The sequence below is a fragment of the Nocardioides sediminis genome (genome assembly GCF_003047295.1).
In the GTDB taxonomy this organism is placed as follows: Bacteria; Actinomycetota; Actinomycetes; order Propionibacteriales; family Nocardioidaceae; genus Nocardioides; species Nocardioides sediminis.
This window is the reverse complement of record NZ_PZYZ01000005.1, coordinates 209,766-229,293: the sequence shown is the minus strand read 5'-3', so window position 1 is coordinate 229,293 and position 19,528 is coordinate 209,766. Positions and strand designations below refer to the sequence as shown.

Sequence of the window (19,528 nt, the reverse complement as noted above, 5' to 3'; positions counted from 1 at the left end):
TCCGTCGATCAGTACGGGCCACCGAGGTCTGGGGTGGGGCTCCCGGCTGAGCGGGAACACGATGCTGGTGCCGAAGGTAGCAACGCCGGCGAGGGCGACCAAGGTCCTTCCGGCCCTTGTGGGGACCGGCCCGGGTCGGCTATGGCTGGACGGTCGCCGTCCGCGGAGTACGCTCCAGCGCATGAGCGGGACGGGCGGGGAGACGAGCCGTTTCCGACTCGCGCTCGCCCTCGTGGTCGGCGGGCTGAGCGCCCTGCTCGCCCAGTCGATGCTGGTCGACTCGCACTCCTCGGCGGCGCTGGCCGCCGTCGCGGCCGCGGTCGTCTCCGCGGTCGTCGAGCGCGAGCGGCCGCGGGTGACCGTGGTGCGGGTCCCGCCGGCGCTGCCGCTGCGCGGCGTGGACCGTGTGCCGGCGTACCTCGCCGGGCGGGTCACCGACACCGCGCGGAGCCCCCTGCGCCCGCGCGCTCCTGGGCTGGTCTGACGCGTCGCCCCGGCGACGCCGCACGGACCTCACCCACACCACCCCAGGAGTACCGCCATGTCCCTGCTCGACCCGCTGTCCCATGCCCTCGCCGCGGTCGTCGCGGCCGCCCACGCCGGCCTGACGGCCGTCGGCGCCGAACCCGCCGCCGGCGCGACCTGGTTGCTGTCCATCGCGGCCGTCGTGGTCGTCGTACGTCTCGCGCTGCTGCCCCTGGTCGTCCACGGCGTCCGCCTCGCGCACGCCTCCGCCCGGGCCCGTCCGCACCTCAAGGAGCTTGCCGAGCGCCACCGGGGGAGCAAGGACCCCGAGACCGTGCGCCGGATGATGGAGGAGCGGCGGCGCATCTCCGCCGAGCACGGGGTCTCGCGGCTCGGGTGCCTGCCGCTGCTCGTGCAGCTGCCGATCTGGATCTCGCTCTACCACCTGCTCGCCGACCTCGCCGACGGCGCGTCCGTCGGGGCGATGGGCCCGGACCTCGTCGCCTCGCTGGGGGCCGCGACGCTGATGGGGGTGCCGCTGGCCGACCGGGGCTACCTCGGTGCCGGGCCGTCCCACCTCGCCGTGGTCGCGGGGCTGGCGCTGACCGCCGCGGCGATGTCCTTCGTGACCCAGCGCTTCCTCGTCGCGCCCAACACGGTGGTGGACGGGCTGCCGGAGGCGATGGCCAGCGCGCAGCAGCTCATGCCGGTGCTCTCCGCGGTGGGCATGGTGGTCGCGGGCGGGGTCGTGCCGCTCGCGCTGATCGCCTACTGGGTGTTCAGCCAGGGCTGGACCATGGGTCAGGCGGCGGTCGTGGGCCGCCGGTTCCCGACCCCGGGGACGCTGGCCGCGCAGCGGCGGTGATGCCGCGCGCCGGCGAGCGCGCGCGCCTATCGTCAGCGGCGTGAGCCTCCATCCCTCGCAGGTCCTCGACGACCTCGTCGCCTCGGGTCGGGAGTCCGGGGCTGCCGTGGCGGTGGTCCGGGACGGGGTGGTGGAGGTCGACCACTGCGCCGGCACCCGGGACGGCACGGACCCCTGGACGTCCGACACCCTGGTGATGACGTTCTCGATCGCCAAGCCCTTCGCCGCGCTCGCCCTGCTCGACGCCGTGGCCGACGGCGAGCTCGGCCTGGACCAGCCCGTCGACTCGGTCTGGCCCGCGTATGGCGAGGCCGGCAAGGAGGGCACGACGGTGCGGCACCTGCTCTCGCACCAGGCGGGGCTGCCGGTCTTCCCCGAGGAGGCCCTCGGGGTCGAGTACGACGACCGCGAGACGCTCGTCGACCTGCTCGCGCGAACAGCTCCGGTCCACCCGCCCGGCGCCGCCGTCGCCGAGCACGCCCTCACCTACGGCCACCTGCTCGACGAGGTGCTGCGCCGAGCCACCGGCGAGCCCCTGGCCGAGAGGTTCGCGCGGATCGCCGAAGTCGCCGGCTGGGACCTGCACCTGCGCGTCCAGGGGCGCGACCTGTCGCGCGTCGCGACCCTCGTCGAGGTAGCCCGACCGGCACCTGGCGGTCGGGCTACCTCGACGACCCGCGGTGGGGGCCGGCGCTGGGCCGACCGCCGGGACTGCTCGATCCCGAGGTGCTCAACTCCGACCGCTTCCGCGGCACGGCGTTCCCCGCGGTGGCCCTGCACGCGACGGCGCGTGCCCTGGCCGCCTTCCACGACGACGTGATCAGGCCCGACGGCCGGGTCGCCGACCGCCTGGGCCATGACACGTGGCGCGCGTACGTCGAGCCCGCGGCCACCGGTCACGACCTGGTGCTCGACCGGCCCGTCACCTGGACCCTGGGGTTCCAGGTCAGCGACGAGGACGGGCGCACCGAGCTGGGCATGGGAGGAGCGGGCGGGTGCTCCGCCTGGGGTGAGCCCGGCGCGGGCTACGGCGCCGCCTTCGTGACGAGGACGCTCGGCGGCCACGACCGCGGCGAGCTCGTCTGGGAGACCGTCGTCGCCGACAGGTGACGCCCCCCCGGGTCATCTCACCTGCGGAGGGTGAGGGCCCGCCCCGCTGAGGGAGGCATCGTGGGGGAGTGAGCCGCCCGGACCACGAGTGGCCGGGGCGCGCGCAAGGAGGTCGGACCGTGAACCGCAACAGTGGGTTCCGCAAGGTCGTCCACGTCGTCAGCGACGGCACCGGACGCTCGGAGGACGAGGTGGTCGTGCTCGCCGCCGTGGCCGCGACCGCGGCTCTCACCGTGGCCGCCTGGCGAGGCATCGCGTGGGCGGTCGAGACCCTGACCAACTGGGACCCTTGGCCCAGTGCATCCAGGGGATGAGCGGGTAGCCACCGAACCCGGCCGGGAGGCGGGTCGTCCAGGTCATGCTGTCGGAGTGCTCAGGCGGGCGCCATCGGGCGGATGTTCTGGTTTCCGGCGAACACGTTGTGGGGGTCGTGCTCCCCCTTGATCCTGGCCAGCCGGTCGTACTTCTCGGTGCCGAAGGCCGCCCTGATGCGCTCGTCGCCCTCGTCCCCGATGAAGTTGAGGTAGACGCCGCCGGTGGTGAACGGCGCGTTGGCCCGCCGGTAGTCGCGCACCCAGGCGATGTTGGCGTCGTCGTCGGCGGGGTCCTCCCATGTGGCGAACGGATGGCTCACCCAGCGCGCAGCGCGCTGGGCCAGCGGGGTGGCGTCCGCGTCCGTGCGCGCCAGCGCGCCTCCCCACGGCACCAGCAGGTGCTGGGTCAGCGGCGAGGGCCGGCGGGCGCCGCCGTCGAGGAATACCTCGATGGCCTCGTCGGGGAAGGAGTCGTGGTAGTCGGCGCTCCAGTACTGGCGGAACCCCGGCGGGTCGTCGAGCATCGACTGGAGCCCGGCGTAGGGCATCGGTCCGACCAGGTCCACCTCCGGCGACAGGTCGCGCATGACCTGTACGACGTCCGCGCCGGTCGCCATGTCGCCGTTCCAGCAGAGCGCGATCGCGACCAGCGGCTGTCCCTGAAGGTGCGGCGGGATGAACTCCTCCGGCGGCCCGGTGAGGACCACCAGCCCGGGGCCGAGCTCGTCGGGGGCGTCGTCCGCCCAGTCCCGGAAGGCGCGTGCCACCTCGGAAGCCCGGTCGAAGGGCCAGGCCATCAGCCCGCCGAGGATCGTCGGCCCGACGGGGTGGAGCCGCAGCTCCAGGGTGGTCACGACTCCGAAGTTGCCGCCACCTCCCTTGCTGGCCCAGAGCAGGTCCTGGTGCTGGGTGTCGTCGGCGCGGACCTCGCGGCCGTCGGCGGTGACCAGCTCGACGGCCAGCAGGTTGTCGCAGCTGAGCCCGTGCTGGCGTTCCAGCCAGCCGGAGCCGCCGCCGAGCGTGAGCCCGGCGACGCCGGTGGTGGACACCCGCCCACCGGTGGTGGCCAGCCCGTGCTCCTGCGCGGCGGCGTCAAGCTCGCCCCAGGTGCAGCCGCCGCCGACCCGGGCGCGTCTGGCCTTCGGGTCGATGACGATGTCCTTCATGGGCCGGACGTCGACGACCAGCCCGTCCTCGTTGGTGGACTGTCCCGCCACCGAGTGGCCGCCGGAGCGCACGGCCACCGGGAGGAGGTCGTGGGCGGCTCGTCCGAGTGCCTCCCTGACGTCCTCGGGAGTCCTGCAGGTCGCGATGAGGCGCGGCCTCTTGTCGATCATGGCGTTGAACAACGCCCGCCGCTCGTCGTACTCGGCGTCCTCCGGTCCGATCCACGTGGTCATGGCCCATGCCTCCTGGCCCCCGCAGGAGCCACGATCCTCTCGCGTCTGAGACGGACACAAGATGCCGAAGGACCTCTGCTGACCTTTCCCACACCAGTGGGAGGAGGTGCCGCCCCCGCTCAGACGAACGTCGAGCCCACGAGGGTCGTGACGGCCGCGGTCGTCCCCGTCGTGGCGACGACCAGCGCGACCGCCGTGGCCGCGCCGAGCACCCGGCGGACGGTCGAGGCGTCCCGCGGGACGACCGCCCGCCGCCCCCTGTCCAGGGTCCGGCCGCAGGCGGTCAGGACGCGGCGGGCCCAGTCGTACTCCAGTGCCAGGAGGGCGCCGCCCAGCGCCATCACCACCAGGCCCGGTCCGGGGAGCACCAGCATCGCCACTCCCGCGAGGACCACGAGGGGGCCGAGGACGGTCACACCGATCCTGACGAGGAGCGCCCGGACCCGGCCGCGGTGCGCCCACGCCTCGACGAGTTGGAGAGCCCGCTGGGCCCGGGGGGTGAGTGTCGTGCCGTCCATCGCTGCTCCCTGCTGGTGCCGGCCTCCAGTGTGCGCGGCCGGGCTGAGGACAGCCTGAGGAGGCGTCGCCTGCCGCCCGAAACGGGGGAGCCGGGCCGGGCCCGACGAGTCGTAGCCTCCGAGCCGTCGAAGGAGAGCGCGGATGATCCTGGTGCCCCGGCAGCTCCGGCGGGCGTCGATGACGGGAGAGGTCCCCTACTACGGGGGTCGGTTGACCCCGGCGCACATCTACGCCCTCGAGCACCCGGGCGAGCCGGTGCCCGCGTCGCTGGGGCTCCCGCTGGGCCGGACCCCGGCACCCCCGACGCGGTCGGCGCCGCCGGAGGAGCCTGAGGCGCTGCGCCGGCTCCGCGAGCTGCACGACCAGGGCGTGATCACCGACGAGGAGCTCGAGACCTTTGCGGCGAGGGTGCGGCAGTGACCACCGGACCGGTGCAGGTGCTGGTGCTCGGCTTCGGCGAGCCGCACTTCGACGGCTCGGCGCTCCGGGAGCTGGCGCGGCTCAGGGACGCCGGCGTCGTGCGCCTCGTCGACCTCCTCGTCGTACGACGGACGGCGGACGGATCCCTGGAGACGGTCGACGACCTCCTCGAGGGGCACGGCGCTGTCGCGGCCGCCCTGCTCGGTGACGCCGACGGGAGCGACCCGGACGAGACCGGCGAGACCTGGTCGCTGGCGGACCTGGTGCCCGAGCGCGGCGTGGCCGTCGTGGCCCTGGTCGAGCACCTGTGGGCTGGGCCGCTGGCGACGTCGTTGCGGCAGGCCGGCGCGGCGCTGCTCGAGGAGACCTGGTTGTCGGAGGCGGACCGTGCGCGGCTCACGGCGCTGGAGGCCTGACGGGTCACGGCCGCCCGCTCGCCCGGTCCGGGTGAGGACGCGGCGACGCCCGCGTGACCACAGTGGGGGCGACCACCCGGATGCGACCGACGAGGAGCAGGCGATGCCCATCGACACCTTCATCGTGTACGTCGGGGTCTATCCCGACGTGTACGCCGCCGAGGCCGACTACGAGCGGGTCAAGGACCTGCACGCCGAGGCCCAGCTCATGGACGCCTACGACGCGGCCGTGATCGAGCGCCGCGACGACGGCAAGGTCAAGATCGTGCGGAAGCACGAGACGCCGACCCGGGCGGGCGGCGTGCTCGGCGGGGGCGTCGGGCTCGCGACCGGCCTGGTGGTCGCGTTGTTCCCGTTCGCGGCGATCGGCAGCGGCCTCCTGGCGGCCACCACGCTGGGCGGGTCGATCCTCGGCGCGCTGGCGGGACACGCGGTGGCCGGCATGAGCCGGGACGACCTCAAGGAGCTCGGCGAGTCCCTCGACGAGGGCGAGGCCGGCCTCATCGTCGTCGGCGTCTCGGACATGGCCTCCAGGATCGAGCGGGCCATGGAGCGCGCCGAGAAGAAGAAGGCCAAGGAGCTCAAGGCCGACCAGGGCGACATCGAGCGCGACGCCCAGTCCGCCGGAGGCTGACGGCCGCTACCTGCGGCCGAGGGTGAAGTAGGCCGGTGGACCGAACGGCTGGACCAGCACGGCCCCGGCCCAGGCCCACTTCGGACCCCGGACGCCGTCGTCCGGCCGTCTCGCGAGGTCGCGCCAGGCCGCGAGGGTCATGATCGCCTCGACGGCTCCGACCACGGTGATCGCACGCTTCTGGGAGCTGCTCAGCTCCGACCACTTCTTGCTCGCCATGGCGCGAAGGCTACGGACCCCTACCGGTCGGGCGGAAGGGCCGGAGGACCGTCGTCCCGCAGGTGGCGGTCGAAGAACGCCACGATGCGTCGCCGGGCGTCCTGCGTCGCCTCGTCGTCGTACGCCATCCCGGAGATGCGGGCGAGCAGGCGCAGCAGCACGGTCTGGTCCTCGGGCGCGGGGTCGTTCATGAAGCCGTGGCGGACGCCCCCGTAGACCTTGACGTCGTGGGGGACCTCGAGGTCGGTGAGCAGTCGACCGAGGCGCCGGCCGGCGGCGCCTCCGAGGGGGGAGTGGTCGGCGTCCCCGTAGCTGCCCACGATGGGGCACGCGTCGCGCAGCCACTCCTCGGCGTCGCCCGGGCAGCCGCCGTAGTTGACGCTCGCCGCGTCGAACCCGTGGCCCTCGGCCAGCGCCAACGCGTAGCCGCCGCCCATGCAGAACCCGATGACGCCGACCGTGCCCGTGCACCCCGGCTGGCTCCGCAGCCACTGCCGCGCGGCCTCGATGTCGTCGAAGGTCGGCCCCTGCCGCTGTCCGATGTCCCTCATGATCGTGCGGAGGCAGCCGAGCCTGCTGCCCCAGTGGTAGAGGTCGGGGGCGACCGAGAGGAACCCCTCGCTCGCCAGCCAGTCGACCTGCGCGCGGAGGTCGTGGCCCATCCCGGAGAAGTCGTGGACGACGACCACCCCGGGCCACGGGGGCGGCGCCGTCGGGACCGCGCAGTACGCCGGCATCGGCCCGCGCCCGGTCTCGATCTCCAGGTCCCGGGTCGTCACCATGCCCTCGCCTCCTACGCGGCCGGGTCCTGCGAGACCTGCCGGATCGAGGCGGCCTCCGTCTCGACGTACCGCTTCGTGAGCGACCGCGTCATCAGCCAGCCGATCGCGGACATCGGTCCGGAGACGGTCACCGCGAGGGTGAGCCGGCTCCCGTCGGGGTGCGGCTCGACGACGTGCGCGGCGGTGATCGTGGCGCCCGGCGAGCGGGAGACCCAGGTGTACGACGACCCCTCGGCCAGCTCGGTGACCGTCCACACCGCGGCGGGCAGCCGGGGCTGCTCCAGCCGCGTGCGCGAGCCGACGGCCAGCGGTCCGGCGTCGAGACGCTCGACGGCGGTGACGGTCGGGATCCGCTCCGGCCAGCGCTCGACGTCGACGAGCACCGCCCAGACGCGGTGCGGCGGCGCGTCGATCGTGACCGTGTGCTGCAGGCCGGGCATGCGTCGAGTCTAGGGCGACACCGCCGAGGTCAGGGGTGACGTTCCTCGTGGATGTCCATGCCCCACGCCACGCCCTGCGCCACGCAGCCGAGCAGGGTCATCGACAGGCCGACGGCCACGAACGCCCATCCCACGTCGAGCCCACCCTCGGTGACCATGCCCAGGCCGATGAAGAGCAGCACGGTGCCCGGCAGCCAGGCCACGGTCGGCGACGGTGCCCCGCGTTCGCGCGCCGCGGAGCCGTTCTCGGGGATGACGTCGTCGCTCATGACGCGAGTGTGTCAGGTCGGGGCCCTCCGACCCTGCACCTGCGGCGCTGACCCGCGCACAGTGGGGGGTGAGCGGGGAGGTGCTCATGACCTCGACCGAGAGCTCGGTGCAGGGCCGGCAGCGCGAGCAGTGGGTGGACACGTTGCGCGTCGTCCTCATCTCGGGCGTCATCGTCGTGCACACCGCGACCGCCTACGTCACCGACTTCGCCGGCTACTACTACGACGACGAGCGGGTCACCAACAGCGTCGTGTCCATCGCCTTCGCCCTGCCGGCGCTGATGGGCGGCGTCTTCGGCCTGGGCCCGCTGTTCGTGGTGGCGGGATGGTTCTCGGTCGGCTCCCTGTCCCGACGCGGACCGGCCGGCTTCCTGGGCAGCCGGCTGCTGCGGCTCGGGGTGCCGCTCGTCGTCTTCGTGCTGCTCGTGAACCCGCTGGCCGACTGGCTCGGCGACGTGTGGAAGGAGGACCGACTCACGTTCGCGGGGAACCTGGCCGAGACCGAGTTCTCGATCATGTGGTTCGTCGTCGCGCTGCTCGTCTGCTCCGTGGGGTACGCCGCGCTGCGGTCGCTCCGCCCGCTCACCGGTCCTCGCCCGCCGCCGGGCACCAGGTCGCTCGTCGTCGGCGGCTCGGTCATCAGCCTCGTGTCGCTGGCCGTGTGGCAGGCCACCACGCTGCTGGACACCCACCTGCTCAACGCCCGCGTCAGCGACTGGACGCAGGGGGCGGTCCTCTTCGCGCTCGGGGTGATGGCCGCCGAGGCGGGGTGGGACGGACGGCTCTCCCGTCGCGCCGAGCACCGACTTGGCCGAGTGGCGGCCGTCGGCGTCGGACTCACCCTGGTCGTCGTCTCCTGGACAGGCGCCCGCGACGAGCTGGACATGGCGCTGGGCGGCCTCAACTGGGCCAGCGTGTCGTTCGCGGTCCTCTACGGCGTCGTCTCGATCTCCTTCACGCTGTGGTGCCTGGCCTGGCTGCGCCGCCGCTGGCCGACCCACGGTCCCCTGCTGACGAAGACCGGGCGCGGCTCCTACGCGACGTACCTCCTGCACCCGGTCGTGCTCGTCTCGGTGATGCTCGCGTTCCGGGCCGTGCCGGTCGGGGCACAGCTCAAGTTCCTCATCGTGTCCGTCGTCGCGGTGCCGGTGTGCTTCGCCGTCGGGTACGCCGTCACCCGGCTGCCCGGGGTCGGGCGCGTGGTGTGAGCCCCCCGGACGGGGCATTCCCGCATCCGCCGGACCGGCCTAGGTTCGAGCCATGGCCTCTCTCCTCGAGCGCCTCACCGAGGCGCAGAACGCCCACGACGTCGACCTCTTCGCCTCCTTCTTCGCCGACGACTACCGCAGCGACCAGCCCGCGCACCCGGGCCGCCGGTTCACCGGGCGGGCCCACGTCCACGAGAACTGGTCCGCGGTCTTCGCCGGGGTCCCGGACTTCCGCGCCGAGCTCCTGGCCTCGTGCCACGACGGGGACGTGGAGTGGGGCGAGGTCTCGTGGCGCGGCCACCACGTCGACGGCTCCGTCTTCGCCATGCGCGGCGTCATCATCGCGACCGTCCGCGACGGGACGATGGCGGCGGCACGGCTGTACGTCGAACCCGTGGAGCAGCAGGACCAGGACATCAAGGAGGCCGTGGAGGAGCTCTACCGACCACCGGGCCAGGATCCGTGAGTCGTCGGGTCACGGGCTCGTGAGGTCGGCACGTGCCAGGACGTGGCCGAGCCCGATGGCCACGAGCGGGCCCAGCACGATCCCCGCGAAGGCGCCCCCGACCTGGAACAGGAGGTCCTGCTGCAGCGCCAACCCGAAGCCCAGCAGCACCAGGGCTGCCGCCTCGATCGCGGCGGCCGCTCCGAGCCAGCGTGGGATCCGTCCGTCGCGCAGCGTCACGCGGGACAGGCCCCAGGCGCCGGCCGCGAGGACGAGGTACGACGCCGCCTCGAGGTAGGTCGTGGAGATGTCGACCGCGTCCACGGCTGCGCCGAAGGCGTTCATCGGTCCCGGTGGGTCGGCGGAGAAGCCCTCGAACCTCCAGAAGCGTTCCAGGCTGAGGTAGATCAGGTCGCTGATGGCGTGCAGCAGTGCCCCGACGGTGAAGAAGAAGACCGTGAGGACTCCGACGGGACCCGCGGGTCGCAGCGCGGACACGACGGCCAACGCCCAGATCGCCAGGGCCAGGAAGGCGACCGGTCCGACCGTGTCACGCACGACGATGTCCCACAGGATCGAGTTCTGACGCTCGAAGTAGTCCTCGTAGTACTGCGCCCGATCGACCTCCGGGCCGGCCCCCGTCCGACGGCGCTCCGGCTCGTCCGCCAGCACGTCGGCGGCGTCGAGGAGGAAGAGCACGGTCTGCAGGACCAGCCCCACCCCGGCGACCCATCCCGCGATCAGTGCCACGCGGCTCCACGAGGCGAGGACGGCCCCCTCGTCACCCTCGCCGGAGGCGGTCGGCCGGCTGAGCACCACACCAGTCTAGGCCTCGCGACCGGTCGGCAGACGGCCGATCTCTCCCATGCCGACAGCCGCTTCGAGGGTCACAATGGAATCGGCCGGGCCGTCGTTCCACCGGACGAAAGGACCAGTCATGCGCACGTCCCTGACCGGGCTCGGGTCGGTCCTCACCGTCTTGCTCCTGACCACGACAGTCGCCGCAGTGCCGGGGTTCGCCGACGACGAGAAGCCCGACGGACGCCGGGAGATCGGTGGTCAGACCGACCGCAACGGGCAGATCGTCTTCCGCCGCTACTTCGACGCCGCGCAGACCGAGGGCGCCGTCTTCGTGATGAACCCCGGCGGGAGCGACACGCGCCAGGTGACCTTCCCGCCACGCGGGTGGCGGGACAACGTCCCTGCCTGGTCGCCGGACGGGAGGAGGATCGCCTTTGAGCGGTTCAAGTCCGACGAGAGCACGAGCCGGATCCTGGTGGTCGACCCCGGCACCGGCGCGACGCGCGCGGTCGTCCCGTGCACGGGCCCGAGGTGCGCCTACGCCATCGATCCGTGGTTCTCGCCCGACGGCCGTTCCATCGCCTATGCGCGCACGGTCTCCCCACCGACCCCGCGCCCGCCCGAGTGGACGCTCTACACCGCCGTCTTCACGGTGCGGCTGGACGGCAGCCACTCCCGTCAGGTCACCAGCACCCCGCCACGGCGCAAGGGGTCGCCCACGCCGGAGAGCACCGACCCGACGTTCTCGCCCGCCGGCACCCGGCTCGCCTTCATCCGCACCCGCCACGACCCGACCGACAACAGCGCCGTCTTCGTGCAGCCGGTCGGCGCGCCGGGAGCTGCTCGCCGGATCACCCCGTGGCGGATGAACTGCCAGGACCGACCGACGTTCTCCCCGGACGGCAGGCTCCTCCTCTTCCGCTGCACGCCCCAGGGCGAGGAGGGACCGTCCAACCTCTACCTCGCGCGTCCCGACGGCACCGACCGGCGCCGGCTCACCGCACCCTCGGCGGACAAGCAGTACCTCGGCTCCGGCTTCTCGCCGCGCTTCCGCCACGGCCGGGGCTGGATCACGGCGGGGCGCACGGGTGGCGTCGGCGACGAGGGCAACGCGGACGTGTTCCGCATCTTGACCGACGGCCGGCACGTGGTGCGCAAGGTCAACCTGACCAGGAGCGAGGAGTGGGACAGTGGTCCCGGCTGGGGGACCCGCCGCCCGTCGGGCTGAGCGGAGCGGGTCCTCAGCGACCGCAGCGGTCGACGCGCTCCCACGGCCAGTCGGCGGCGAGCCAGCCCGCGACGGCGTCGGCGAGCGGGGTGTCGAGGTGGGCCCGGTCGGCCCGCACCCACGACTGCACCGTGACGTCCCAGTCCTCGGAGTCCGTGGGGTAGAGGTAGACGCACCCGATGACGTCGTCGGCCGGGTCGAGGACCGTGAAGGTGAACCCGACGCGGCGCGCGAAGTCGTCGGAGTGGCGGGTGAGGTCGGCGAGGTTCGCCTCGAGCGTCATGCCCTCGGGCGGCGGCCAGGAGCCGTCCGGGTAGCCGGGCGTCGAGCGGATGTGCTCGATGCTCGACATCCAGGCGGCGTGGTCCGCGTCGTTGTGCTGCGGTCCCAGCGGCTCGAGGCGCACGTCGTCGGTGGTGAGCGAGGTCGGCGGGTCGAACCCGGCCGGCACGAAGTCTTCCGAGGTCATGGGCGCGAACGTACGTCGCCGCCCGGCTCTCCTGCACCCGAGTTTCCCGGCTGGTCGAGGAATGCGCCGGCGGTGACCTCGTAGAGCTCGTCGTCGATGCGACGTACGCCGGGTGCCTTCGCGAGCGCGCGCAGCGACTTCTCGTTGTCGGGGTCGACGCCGGCGTAGACCCGCTCGTGGCCGAGGCGCTCGAACAGGTCGCGGGCGGCGGCGGACCCGGCCTCGAGCGCGAAGCCCTTGCCCCAGTGGTCGGGGTGCACGACGACGCCGATCTCGATCGCGTCCGGGGCGACGCCGCTGCCCTCACCGATCGGGGTCACCTCGACGAAGGCGACCGGGTCGCCGTCGAGCAGCACCAGCCAGGACCCCAGGCCGTGGTCGCGCCAGCTCGCACACCGGCGGGAGAGCTGGCCGGCCATGCGCTCCCGCGGCAGCGCCTGGCCGGTGCCGGTCGTCGACACCACGGCGGGCGCGTTGCGGATGGCGAGCATCGTGTCGAGGTCGCCCTCGCGAACGGGGCGGAGCAGCAACCGGGGCGTGTGCAGGCGGAGCGTCACGGCGGGATCCTAGGATCCGGCCCACCCCGCCGGCACCCGGGTTTCACGCGCCGTCGAGGATGCCGCGGACCTCGGCGGGGCTTCGTGCCGCGCGCAGCCGCTGGACCTGGTCGTCGTCGGTGAAGACGCCCGCCAGCCGCGAGAGCAGCTCCAGGTGGTCGTCGCCCGCGCCCGCGATGCCGACGACGAACTCGACCGGGTTGCCGTTCCAGTCGACCCCGTCGGGGTAGCGCGCGAACGTCATGGCGGTGCGACGGATGTCGGCCTTGGCCGTGAGCGTGCCGTGCGGGATCGCCAGGCCGTTGCCCATGTGCGTCGACACGGAGCGTTCCCGCTCGTGCATCGCGTCGACGTACGACGGCTCGACCGCGCCGCTGGCGACGAGCAGCCGCCCGGCCTCGGTGATGGCCTCGTCCCGTGTCCGGGCGGAGCCGGGCAGCACGATCGCGTCGTCGCCCAGCACGGTGCCTCCGGCCCCGCTCATCGCAGGGCTCCGTTCGTCGGGCCGGCGAACGCCTCGAGGACGTAGGCCTCCGCGTCCCGGTTCCAGATGTCGTCGTGCGGGGCGCAGAGCTCGGCGAGCCTCGCGAACCGGGGGTCGTGGCGCCCGGCGTCGGCGAAGTCGGCGATGGCCGTGAGGTCCATGTCGACGTGGGGGTAGACCAGGATCTTGCCCCCGGTGAAGGTGGGCAGGCTGGTCAACGCGTCGGGCACGGCGTCCAGCCCGCCGACGTGCGTCACCATCAGCGAGGGGTTGATGTCCCCCGAGGCGGAGAGGCGCAGGCTCTCCTCCATGTCGCTGCGGGAGCCGCCGGAGGTGCCCACGAGGTGGGTGCTCTCGTAGTGGATGTTGTAGAGGTTGAGCTCGGCCGCGAAGGACCGGTCGGTCGGTCCGGCGAAGAAGTTGAGGCAGCCGTCGTGGGCGAGCACGGCGTCACCCACCTCGACCAGCTCCCGGACCGCGGCGAAGACGACGACGTCGTCGAACCCGTCACCGCCGGAGAGCTCCCGCAGGGTCTGGACCGCGTCCACCTCGGAGGCGTTGACCAGCTCCAGGCGGGACCCGTGCCGTCGTACCTCGTCGGGCGGGAACAGGGCGCGGAGCCTCGCGAGCCGCTCGTCGTTGACGTCCACGGCCACGACCAAGCTCGGGGCGAAGGGCCCGTTGAGGGCGTAGTCGAGGGCGCCGATGCCCATCGCGCCGCCGCTGCCGAGGAGCGCGAGCCTGCCGCCGGGGCGCAACCCCATCTGGTGCTCCCAGACCAGCGGCTCGGTGTGGTAGCTGGCGTGGAACGCGCCGATGATGCAGGACATCGGCTCGGCCAGGGACCCGTTGGCGTAGTAGCCGTCGTCGTAGGGAAGGACGCAGCCCTTCTCGATGGCGATCCGCGGGACGATGCAGTACGTCGCGTCGCCGCCGAAGAACGGGTAGCTGTAGCCCGGGGACTCGCCGGTGGGCAGGCCCATCGTCGGCAGGATGGCGACGCTCTCCCCGACCGAGTACTCGCCCTCGAGCTCCGGTCCGACCTCCTCGATGACGCCGGCGAACTCGTGGCCGGTGATGACGGGGTCCGAGGAGATCGTGTCCGGCACGCGTTTGTGCTCGCTGCCCAGGGAGAGGGCCTTGTACGTCGAGAGGCACATGCTGCTGCTGACGACGCGGAGGAGCAGCTCGTCCGGGCCGATGTCGGGGAGCGCGAACTCGCTCACCGCGACCTTGTGCGTCCCGTGGATGCGGGCCGCCCGGGTCAGCCGCTCCGTCGTCCGGGGGCGGAGGTCGGTGGTCGGGTCAGTGCTGTTCATGGTGGGTCCTCTCGGTCAGGCGGTCGCCCAGGGTGTCCAGCGCGGGGTCGCCGAGGAAGTTGCGGATGGTGACGATCTCGACGCCCGGTCGCGCGGACGCCGCCCGGTGGGCGAGGTCCTGGTGCACCACCATCACGTCGGTGTCGGCGGGGACGGCCTCGATCGCCGCGTGGACGACGGTGATGTCGTCACGGCCGGCCTCGCGCAGCCGCTTGCCGAACGCGCTGGCGCCCATGGCACTGCTGCCCATGCCGGCGTCGCACGCGAACACGACCTTGCGGACGTCCTCGCTGTCCTCGCCGGCGCGGCCGGAGTCGCCCATGGCGTCGGCGAGGACCGCGCTGCCCTCGGCCTTCATGGCCCGCGACCGGTCGGCGTACTCGTCCAGGTCCGTGGTGCTGTCCTCGCTCGCGCCCATGCCGAGCTTGAGGATGACCGAGGTGGTCAGGAAGCTGACCAGGGCGGCGACGAGGACGCCCGCGATGACGCCGATGTGGTCGCCGGGCGGGGTGAGCGCCAGGTAGGCGAAGATGGAGCCCGGGCTGGGGCCGGCGGTCAGGCCGACGTCGAAGAGCATGAACATCGCGATGCCGGACGCGCCGCCCGCGATCATCGCGAGGATGGTCAGCGGCTTCATCAGCACGTACGGGAAGTAGATCTCGTGGATGCCGCCCAGGAAGTGGATGATGATGGCGCCCGGCGCGCTGTCCCGGATGACCCGGTTGTCACCGAACAGCCAGAACGCCAGCAGGAGCCCGAGCCCCGGACCGGGGTTGGAGGCCACCATGAAGAAGATCGACTTGCCCTCCTCCGCGGCCACCTGGAGGCCGAGCGGGTAGTAGATCCCCTGGTCGATCACGTTGTTGAGGAACAGCACCTTGGCGGGCTCGTTGATGACCGAGAGCAGAGGCAGCGCTCCGGTCTCGACGAGCGAGTTGATCGCCCGGAGCAGCTGGTCGTTGAGCGCGCTGATGACCGGCCCGATGACCTTGTACGACGAGAGGATCAGCCCCAGGCCCAGGAAGCCCAGCGTGAAGTTGTTGACCACCATCTCGAACCCGGAGCGGATCCGGGGCTCGAGGGCGCGGTCGACCTGCTTGATCAGCCAGGCGCTGAGCGGGCCCATGATCATCGCGCCGAGGAACATCGGGATGTCCGCGCCGACGATCAGCCCGATCGTCCCCACCGCGCCGGCCACGCCGCCCCGGTGGTCGTGCACCAACCGGCCGCCCGTGTAGGCGAGGAGCAGCGGCAGCAGGTAGGTGATCATCGGGCTCACCGGTGCGGCCAGGTCCTCGTTGGGCAGCCAGCCGGTCGGGATGAACAGGGCCGTGAGCAGGCCCCAGGCGATGAAGGCCCCGACGTTGGGGATCACCATCGCGGTCAGGAAGCCGCCGAAGGCCTGGATACGTGCCCGGACGCTCCTGCCTGACGATGTCGCGGGACTGCGTTCGGACACTTCGGTCATCGGTTCGCTCATCGGTTCTCTCCTTGTCGGATCGTTCCCTGCTCGATGGTTCCGTCGGCCTGGACCGTCAACGCCAGGTCGACCTTGCTGAGGTCGGAGGACGCCATGACCCGCTCGACGTTGCGGCGGTCACTGCGCTCGTAGAAGGCCTCTGCCTCCGCGCGGCTGAGGCCGCCGCGGACCTTGCGCTCGACGAGGCGGTCGCGGAGCAGCTGCGGGTCGGCGGCCACGAAGACGACGTACGACGCGTACGTCGACAGGTCCCGCCAGCCGGGCTCGTCCAGCAGCAGCCAGTTGCCCTCGACCAGCACGAGGTCGGCGCTGACCCGGTCCGTCCCGGGCACCACGTCGTGGACCCGTCGGTCGTAGGTCGGCCAGACGACGTCCCGGTTGGCCGAGGCCGCGAGGTGCTGGGCGAGGGACGCCACGTCGAAGGTCTCGGGTGCGCCCTTGATGGTGCTGAGCGGGACCGGGCCGGCGTCGGTGTGCAGGTGGTGCGTCGTGAGGTAGCTCTGCGGGTGGTGGAAGCCGTCGATGCCCACGGCGTCGACGTGCTCCCCGCGACGTCGGGCGGCGTCCGCCAGCACCGTCGCGAGGGTCGACTTGCCCACGCCCGGAGGGCCGACGAGGAACGCGTACGCGCGTCGGTGCGTGCGGGGACGTGCCGCCGCGGCACCCAGCGCGGGGAGGAGCGTCTCCTCGACCAGGTGCCGGTCGACGCGGGCCTGCACCTCCAGGCCGTTGACCAGGGTCCGCACGGAGCGGTCGCCCGGTCGGGGCGCGGGGGAGTCGGTGGTCATGGGGGGAACCTCCAGATGCTCATATGAGCAACTCTGCACATTTGAGAGTGATCTGGATTACAGCACGGGCCGGCGGCAGGGTCAAGGGCCGCGCCGGCGCCGCAGGGCGCGCAGGACTGGGAGGGTGCTCATCTGAGCGCTGAGGTGCGCCGTGTGGTCGCGCACGGACGCGGCGCGATCCCTCCGGTATCGGGCGGAGGAGGGGGTCGGTCGGGCTACGGGGTGCGTCAGCGCCCGGAGGCGCGGCGTCGCGGCTGCGCCTGGACGTCGACCCGCTGCAGCCGCAGCAGGGCGGCGGCGGCGCGGTCGTCGGTCACGAGCGAGGTGAGGATCCCGGAGCGCGCGACGGCGGCGATCGCCCCCGCCTTCTCGGGCGAGCCCGCCACGGCGATCACGCGGGGCGTGCGCATCAGCTCGTCGGCCGACACCGAGATGCGGCGCCGACTCAGGTCGGTCTCGATGACCGAGCCGTCACCGCGCAGGAAGATGCCGGCGATCTCCGCCACGACTCCCTCCCGCTCGAGCTCGGCCCGTTCGGCGGGCGTGAGGAGCGGACCGAGCTGGGTGATCGGCGGGTCCCAGGACCCGACGGCCACGACCGCCACGGCGAGATCGGCGTAGCGGCTCAGGGCCGACTGGATCGAGGGGTCGCTCCGGAACGTCTCCGCGGCGCTCTCCGACGCGGCGAACAGCGGGGCGAAGACCGCGACGGCCTCGACGCTGGAGCGCCCGCTGATCCGGCGGATGACCTCCACGGGCGACTGCCGGAAGTCGTTGCCCACCGTCCCGGTCAGCTGGATGACGGTGCTGGGCGGGAGCGCCGGCAGCTCCTCGCCGATCGCGACGAGGGTCCGACCCCAGGAGAGCCCGATGACGTCGCCGTCGCGGACCGTCCCGGCGATCCTTGGCGCGGCGGCCCTGGCGAGGCGCCGCCGGTTGTCGTCCTCGCTGTCGCCCGCCTTGACGACCACGCACTCGTCGAGGCCCAGGTGGTCGGCGAGCTCGGTCCTCAGCCCCTCCCGCGTCTCGTCGCGGTCGTGGATCTCGATCGTGACGACACCCTGCTCGCGTGCCTGCTGCAGGAGCCGCGCGACGCGGAACCGGCTGATGTCGAACTCCGCGGCGAGCTCGATCTTCGAGGCGTCCTCGAGGTAGAAGCGTCGGGCGATCGCCGACAGCAGCTGCCACTCTCTCTCGTCCATCATCTCCCCCTCGCCGCAGTCGCCGATCGTACGCCGTGGGCCCGTCAGGCGTGCCGCACGACGACCCGGCCCGCGTCGACCTCCCACCGCTGGTCGAGCCGGACGTTCTCCAGCAGGCGCCGGTCGTGCGAGACCAGCAGCAGCGCTCCGGCGTACGACTCCAGGGCCTGCTCGAGCTGCTCGATGGCGGGCAGGTCGAGGTGGTTGGTGGGCTCGTCGAGGACGAGGAGGTTGACCCCGCGCGCCTGGAGGAGTGCCATGGCCGCGCGGGTGCGCTCGCCGGGGGAGAGGCGTCCGACCTTGCTCGTGACCTGGTCGGCCCTGAGGCCGAACTTGGCGAGCAGCGTCCGCACCTCGGCCTGCGTCATCTCGGGCACGACGGCCTCGAAGGCGGCGCCGAGCGGTAGGTCCTCGGCCAGGCCGGTGCGGGCCTGGTCGATCACGCCGACCGCGACGGAGGCGCCGAGCGACGCCGTGCCGGTGTCCGGGTCCGTGAGCCCCAGCAGCAGCCGCAGGAGCGTGGTCTTGCCGGCCCCGTTGGGACCGGTGATGCCGATCCGGTCGCCGGCGTCGACCTGGACGGAGACGGGGCCGAGCCGGAAGTCGCCGAGGGTCCGGGTCGCCTCGTTGAGGGTGGCCACCACCGAGCTCGAGCGTGGCGCGGCGGCGACGTCGAACTGCAGGACCCACTCCTTGCGGGGCTCCTCCACCTCCTCGAGCCGAGCGATCCGCGACTCCATCTGGCGGACCTTCTGCGCCTGCTTCTCCGCCGACTCGATGGACCCCCTTCGCCGGATCTTGTCGTTGTCGGGGTTCTTGCGGATCGCGTTGCGCACGCCCTGCGAGCTCCACTCGCGCTGGGTGCGCATGCGCTGCACGAGGTCGGCGCGGGTCTCGGCGTACTGCTCGTAGGCCTCCCGCGCATGGCGTCGGGCCACGGCCCGCTCCTCCAGGAACGCGTCGTACCCACCCTCGTAGACGGTGACCTGGCCCTGGGCGAGGTCGAGCTCGACGATCCGGGTGACGCAGCGCGCGAGGAACTCGCGGTCGTGCGAGACCAGCACGACGCCGCCGCGCAGGCCCTGCACGAAGGCCTCCAGCCGCGCCAGCCCGTCGAGGTCGAGGTCGTTGGTGGGCTCGTCGAGCAGCACGACGTCGAAGCGACTGAGCAGCAGCGCGGCCAGTGCCACCCGCGCGGCCTGGCCGCCCGACAGCGTGGTCATGAGCGCGTCCGGGCCGACGTCGAGCCCGAGGTCGGCGAGCACCGGCGCGACCCGGTCGTCGAGGTCGGGCGCCCCGCTCGCGAGCCACCGGTCGAGCGCGACCGCGTAGGCGTCGTCGGCCGCGGCGTCGCCCGAGCCGAGGGCTCCGGCGGCCTCCTCCATCGCCCTGGTCGCCTCGGCCGCGCCCGTACGCCGCGCGAGGTAGTGGCCGACCGTCTCGCCGGGCACCCGCTCGTGCTCCTGCGGCAGCCAGCCGACGAAGGCGTCCCGCGGCGCGCACTCGACCGTGCCGGCCATCGGCTGCGCCACCCCGCCGAGCAGGGAGAGCAGCGTCGACTTCCCGGCGCCGTTCGCGCCGACGACGCCGATCACGTCACCGGGGGCGACCGTGAGGTCGAGCCCCTCGAAGAGGACCCGGTGTCCGTGCCCGCCGGACAGGTTCTTCGCAACGAGGGTGGCGCTCACGCGGGG

General features: G+C 72.9%; 26 protein-coding genes. 11 read left to right on the top strand and 15 right to left on the bottom strand.

What is annotated here, in order from left to right:
* Positions 1 to 181 precede the first annotated feature (181 nt).
* The 5 genes from DAI17_RS13535 to DAI17_RS13515 all read left to right on the top strand — a co-directional run bounded on the left by DAI17_RS13535 (position 182) and on the right by DAI17_RS13515 (position 2,754).
* A complete protein-coding gene (locus tag DAI17_RS13535) occupies positions 182 to 484 on the top strand; it encodes a hypothetical protein (RefSeq protein ID WP_107773717.1) in 303 nt (100 codons plus the stop codon).
* Between the two features lie 57 nt (positions 485 to 541).
* Positions 542 to 1,330, top strand: coding sequence for a membrane protein insertase YidC (gene yidC, locus DAI17_RS13530; protein WP_107773716.1), 789 nt, complete (start codon positions 542 to 544; stop codon positions 1,328 to 1,330).
* Positions 1,331 to 1,370: 40 nt separating this feature from the next.
* Positions 1,371 to 2,150 (top strand): serine hydrolase domain-containing protein, encoded by a 780-nt coding sequence (locus DAI17_RS13525; RefSeq protein ID WP_159081538.1) that lies wholly within the window; start codon positions 1,371 to 1,373, stop codon positions 2,148 to 2,150.
* On the top strand, positions 2,147 to 2,440 hold the full coding sequence (locus DAI17_RS13520; RefSeq protein WP_159081537.1) for a hypothetical protein: 294 nt from the start codon (positions 2,147 to 2,149) through the stop codon (positions 2,438 to 2,440). The genes DAI17_RS13525 and DAI17_RS13520 overlap by 4 nt, the downstream gene beginning before the upstream one ends.
* Positions 2,441 to 2,559: 119 nt before the next feature.
* Positions 2,560 to 2,754 (top strand): hypothetical protein, encoded by a 195-nt coding sequence (locus DAI17_RS13515; RefSeq protein WP_107773713.1) that lies wholly within the window; start codon positions 2,560 to 2,562, stop codon positions 2,752 to 2,754.
* A 59-nt stretch (positions 2,755 to 2,813) separates the two neighbouring features.
* On the opposite strand, the gene DAI17_RS13510 is transcribed toward DAI17_RS13515, so the two are convergent.
* The gene (locus DAI17_RS13510) at positions 2,814 to 4,154 is read right to left on the bottom strand and encodes an FAD-binding oxidoreductase (RefSeq protein ID WP_107773712.1); all 1,341 of its coding nucleotides are present in this window, start codon (positions 4,152 to 4,154) and stop codon (positions 2,814 to 2,816) included.
* Positions 4,155 to 4,273: 119 nt separating this feature from the next.
* Positions 4,274 to 4,672: a PGPGW domain-containing protein gene (locus tag DAI17_RS13505; RefSeq protein ID WP_107773711.1), complete on the bottom strand. Its 399-nt coding sequence runs from the start codon at positions 4,670 to 4,672 to the stop codon at positions 4,274 to 4,276.
* Positions 4,673 to 4,814: 142 nt separating this feature from the next.
* Between DAI17_RS13505 and DAI17_RS13500 the strand changes: the two genes are divergently transcribed.
* The 3 genes from DAI17_RS13500 (at position 4,815) to DAI17_RS13490 (ending at position 6,143) form a co-directional block, all read left to right on the top strand.
* Complete coding sequence (locus DAI17_RS13500) at positions 4,815 to 5,093, top strand: SHOCT domain-containing protein (protein ID WP_107773710.1); 279 nt, start codon at positions 4,815 to 4,817, stop codon at positions 5,091 to 5,093.
* The gene (locus DAI17_RS13495) at positions 5,090 to 5,509 is read left to right on the top strand and encodes a DUF6325 family protein (RefSeq protein WP_107773709.1); all 420 of its coding nucleotides are present in this window, start codon (positions 5,090 to 5,092) and stop codon (positions 5,507 to 5,509) included. Before DAI17_RS13500 ends, DAI17_RS13495 begins: the two co-directional genes overlap by 4 nt.
* A 103-nt stretch (positions 5,510 to 5,612) precedes the next feature.
* A complete protein-coding gene (locus DAI17_RS13490) occupies positions 5,613 to 6,143 on the top strand; it encodes a hypothetical protein (RefSeq protein WP_107773708.1) in 531 nt (176 codons plus the stop codon).
* Positions 6,144 to 6,149: 6 nt separating this feature from the next.
* Here DAI17_RS13490 and DAI17_RS13485 read toward each other — a convergent pair whose 3' ends face one another.
* Genes DAI17_RS13485 through DAI17_RS13470 form a run of 4 tightly spaced genes read right to left on the bottom strand, consistent with a single transcriptional unit; the run spans position 6,150 to position 7,853 of the window.
* A complete protein-coding gene (locus tag DAI17_RS13485; RefSeq protein ID WP_107773707.1) occupies positions 6,150 to 6,362 on the bottom strand; it encodes a PLD nuclease N-terminal domain-containing protein in 213 nt (70 codons plus the stop codon).
* Positions 6,363 to 6,382: 20 nt separating this feature from the next.
* Positions 6,383 to 7,144, bottom strand: a complete 762-nt coding sequence (locus DAI17_RS13480; RefSeq protein WP_199905113.1) for a dienelactone hydrolase family protein — start codon at positions 7,142 to 7,144, stop codon at positions 6,383 to 6,385.
* Positions 7,145 to 7,155: 11 nt separating this feature from the next.
* Complete coding sequence (locus tag DAI17_RS13475) at positions 7,156 to 7,584, bottom strand: SRPBCC family protein (protein ID WP_107773706.1); 429 nt, start codon at positions 7,582 to 7,584, stop codon at positions 7,156 to 7,158.
* Positions 7,585 to 7,613: 29 nt separating this feature from the next.
* The gene (locus tag DAI17_RS13470; RefSeq protein ID WP_107773705.1) at positions 7,614 to 7,853 is read right to left on the bottom strand and encodes a hypothetical protein; all 240 of its coding nucleotides are present in this window, start codon (positions 7,851 to 7,853) and stop codon (positions 7,614 to 7,616) included.
* Positions 7,854 to 7,939: 86 nt separating this feature from the next.
* On the opposite strand from DAI17_RS13470, the gene DAI17_RS13465 reads away from it, so the two are divergent.
* Together DAI17_RS13465 and DAI17_RS13460 are read left to right on the top strand one after the other, a co-directional pair.
* On the top strand, positions 7,940 to 9,061 hold the full coding sequence (locus tag DAI17_RS13465) for an acyltransferase family protein (RefSeq protein WP_159081536.1): 1,122 nt from the start codon (positions 7,940 to 7,942) through the stop codon (positions 9,059 to 9,061).
* 52 nt (positions 9,062 to 9,113) lie between these two features.
* A complete protein-coding gene (locus DAI17_RS13460) occupies positions 9,114 to 9,527 on the top strand; it encodes a nuclear transport factor 2 family protein (RefSeq protein ID WP_107773703.1) in 414 nt (137 codons plus the stop codon).
* Positions 9,528 to 9,536: 9 nt separating this feature from the next.
* Here the strand turns inward: DAI17_RS13460 and DAI17_RS13455 are convergent, their stop codons facing one another.
* Positions 9,537 to 10,322, bottom strand: coding sequence for a hypothetical protein (locus DAI17_RS13455; protein ID WP_159081535.1), 786 nt, complete (start codon positions 10,320 to 10,322; stop codon positions 9,537 to 9,539).
* Between the two features lie 121 nt (positions 10,323 to 10,443).
* On the opposite strand from DAI17_RS13455, the gene DAI17_RS13450 reads away from it, so the two are divergent.
* Positions 10,444 to 11,535, top strand: coding sequence for a TolB family protein (locus DAI17_RS13450; RefSeq protein WP_159081534.1), 1,092 nt, complete (start codon positions 10,444 to 10,446; stop codon positions 11,533 to 11,535).
* A gap of 13 nt (positions 11,536 to 11,548) precedes the next feature.
* Here the strand turns inward: DAI17_RS13450 and DAI17_RS13445 are convergent, their stop codons facing one another.
* The 8 genes from DAI17_RS13445 to DAI17_RS13410 form a co-directional block, all read right to left on the bottom strand.
* On the bottom strand, positions 11,549 to 12,004 hold the full coding sequence (locus DAI17_RS13445) for a GNAT family N-acetyltransferase (RefSeq protein ID WP_107773700.1): 456 nt from the start codon (positions 12,002 to 12,004) through the stop codon (positions 11,549 to 11,551).
* Positions 12,001 to 12,561 carry a GNAT family N-acetyltransferase gene (locus DAI17_RS13440; RefSeq protein ID WP_107773699.1) on the bottom strand — a complete coding sequence of 187 codons (561 nt, stop codon included), beginning with the start codon at positions 12,559 to 12,561 and terminating at the stop codon, positions 12,001 to 12,003. Before DAI17_RS13440 ends, DAI17_RS13445 begins: the two co-directional genes overlap by 4 nt.
* Positions 12,562 to 12,604: 43 nt before the next feature.
* Complete coding sequence (locus tag DAI17_RS13435; RefSeq protein WP_107773698.1) at positions 12,605 to 13,045, bottom strand: PTS sugar transporter subunit IIA; 441 nt, start codon at positions 13,043 to 13,045, stop codon at positions 12,605 to 12,607.
* On the bottom strand, positions 13,042 to 14,364 hold the full coding sequence (locus tag DAI17_RS13430; protein ID WP_107773697.1) for a zinc-binding dehydrogenase: 1,323 nt from the start codon (positions 14,362 to 14,364) through the stop codon (positions 13,042 to 13,044). The genes DAI17_RS13435 and DAI17_RS13430 overlap by 4 nt, the downstream gene beginning before the upstream one ends.
* Positions 14,351 to 15,844 carry a PTS mannitol transporter subunit IICB gene (locus DAI17_RS13425; protein ID WP_234412492.1) on the bottom strand — a complete coding sequence of 498 codons (1,494 nt, stop codon included), beginning with the start codon at positions 15,842 to 15,844 and terminating at the stop codon, positions 14,351 to 14,353. Before DAI17_RS13425 ends, DAI17_RS13430 begins: the two co-directional genes overlap by 14 nt.
* Positions 15,841 to 16,632 (bottom strand): AAA family ATPase, encoded by a 792-nt coding sequence (locus tag DAI17_RS13420; protein WP_107773695.1) that lies wholly within the window; start codon positions 16,630 to 16,632, stop codon positions 15,841 to 15,843. Before DAI17_RS13420 ends, DAI17_RS13425 begins: the two co-directional genes overlap by 4 nt.
* A 227-nt stretch (positions 16,633 to 16,859) precedes the next feature.
* Positions 16,860 to 17,834, bottom strand: a complete 975-nt coding sequence (locus DAI17_RS13415; protein ID WP_159081533.1) for a sugar-binding transcriptional regulator — start codon at positions 17,832 to 17,834, stop codon at positions 16,860 to 16,862.
* 44 nt (positions 17,835 to 17,878) lie between these two features.
* Positions 17,879 to 19,522: an ABC-F family ATP-binding cassette domain-containing protein gene (locus DAI17_RS13410; RefSeq protein WP_107773824.1), complete on the bottom strand. Its 1,644-nt coding sequence runs from the start codon at positions 19,520 to 19,522 to the stop codon at positions 17,879 to 17,881.
* Positions 19,523 to 19,528: the final 6 nt, after the last annotated feature.

Excerpts from the sequence above, each read along its gene's own strand:
- DAI17_RS13500 (WP_107773710.1), top strand. The coding sequence starts at position 4,815 with ATGATCCTGGTGCCCCGGCAGCTCCGGCGGGCGTCGATGACGGGAGAG.
- yidC (WP_107773716.1), top strand. The coding sequence starts at position 542 with ATGTCCCTGCTCGACCCGCTGTCCCATGCCCTCGCCGCGGTCGTCGCG.
- DAI17_RS13460 (WP_107773703.1), top strand. The coding sequence starts at position 9,114 with ATGGCCTCTCTCCTCGAGCGCCTCACCGAGGCGCAGAACGCCCACGAC.
- DAI17_RS13490 (WP_107773708.1), top strand. The coding sequence starts at position 5,613 with ATGCCCATCGACACCTTCATCGTGTACGTCGGGGTCTATCCCGACGTG.
- DAI17_RS13480 (WP_199905113.1), bottom strand. The coding sequence starts at position 7,144 with ATGGTGACGACCCGGGACCTGGAGATCGAGACCGGGCGCGGGCCGATG.
- DAI17_RS13505 (WP_107773711.1), bottom strand. The coding sequence starts at position 4,672 with ATGGACGGCACGACACTCACCCCCCGGGCCCAGCGGGCTCTCCAACTC.
- DAI17_RS13475 (WP_107773706.1), bottom strand. The coding sequence starts at position 7,584 with ATGCCCGGCCTGCAGCACACGGTCACGATCGACGCGCCGCCGCACCGC.
- DAI17_RS13425 (WP_234412492.1), bottom strand. The coding sequence starts at position 15,844 with ATGAGCGAACCGATGACCGAAGTGTCCGAACGCAGTCCCGCGACATCG.
- DAI17_RS13415 (WP_159081533.1), bottom strand. The coding sequence starts at position 17,834 with ATGGACGAGAGAGAGTGGCAGCTGCTGTCGGCGATCGCCCGACGCTTC.
- DAI17_RS13535 (WP_107773717.1), top strand. The coding sequence starts at position 182 with ATGAGCGGGACGGGCGGGGAGACGAGCCGTTTCCGACTCGCGCTCGCC.
- DAI17_RS13445 (WP_107773700.1), bottom strand. The coding sequence starts at position 12,004 with ATGACCTCGGAAGACTTCGTGCCGGCCGGGTTCGACCCGCCGACCTCG.
- DAI17_RS13450 (WP_159081534.1), top strand. The coding sequence starts at position 10,444 with ATGCGCACGTCCCTGACCGGGCTCGGGTCGGTCCTCACCGTCTTGCTC.
- DAI17_RS13465 (WP_159081536.1), top strand. The coding sequence starts at position 7,940 with ATGACCTCGACCGAGAGCTCGGTGCAGGGCCGGCAGCGCGAGCAGTGG.
- DAI17_RS13435 (WP_107773698.1), bottom strand. The coding sequence starts at position 13,045 with ATGAGCGGGGCCGGAGGCACCGTGCTGGGCGACGACGCGATCGTGCTG.
- DAI17_RS13430 (WP_107773697.1), bottom strand. The coding sequence starts at position 14,364 with ATGAACAGCACTGACCCGACCACCGACCTCCGCCCCCGGACGACGGAG.
- DAI17_RS13485 (WP_107773707.1), bottom strand. The coding sequence starts at position 6,362 with ATGGCGAGCAAGAAGTGGTCGGAGCTGAGCAGCTCCCAGAAGCGTGCG.
- DAI17_RS13420 (WP_107773695.1), bottom strand. The coding sequence starts at position 16,632 with ATGACCACCGACTCCCCCGCGCCCCGACCGGGCGACCGCTCCGTGCGG.
- DAI17_RS13510 (WP_107773712.1), bottom strand. The coding sequence starts at position 4,154 with ATGACCACGTGGATCGGACCGGAGGACGCCGAGTACGACGAGCGGCGG.
- DAI17_RS13470 (WP_107773705.1), bottom strand. The coding sequence starts at position 7,853 with ATGAGCGACGACGTCATCCCCGAGAACGGCTCCGCGGCGCGCGAACGC.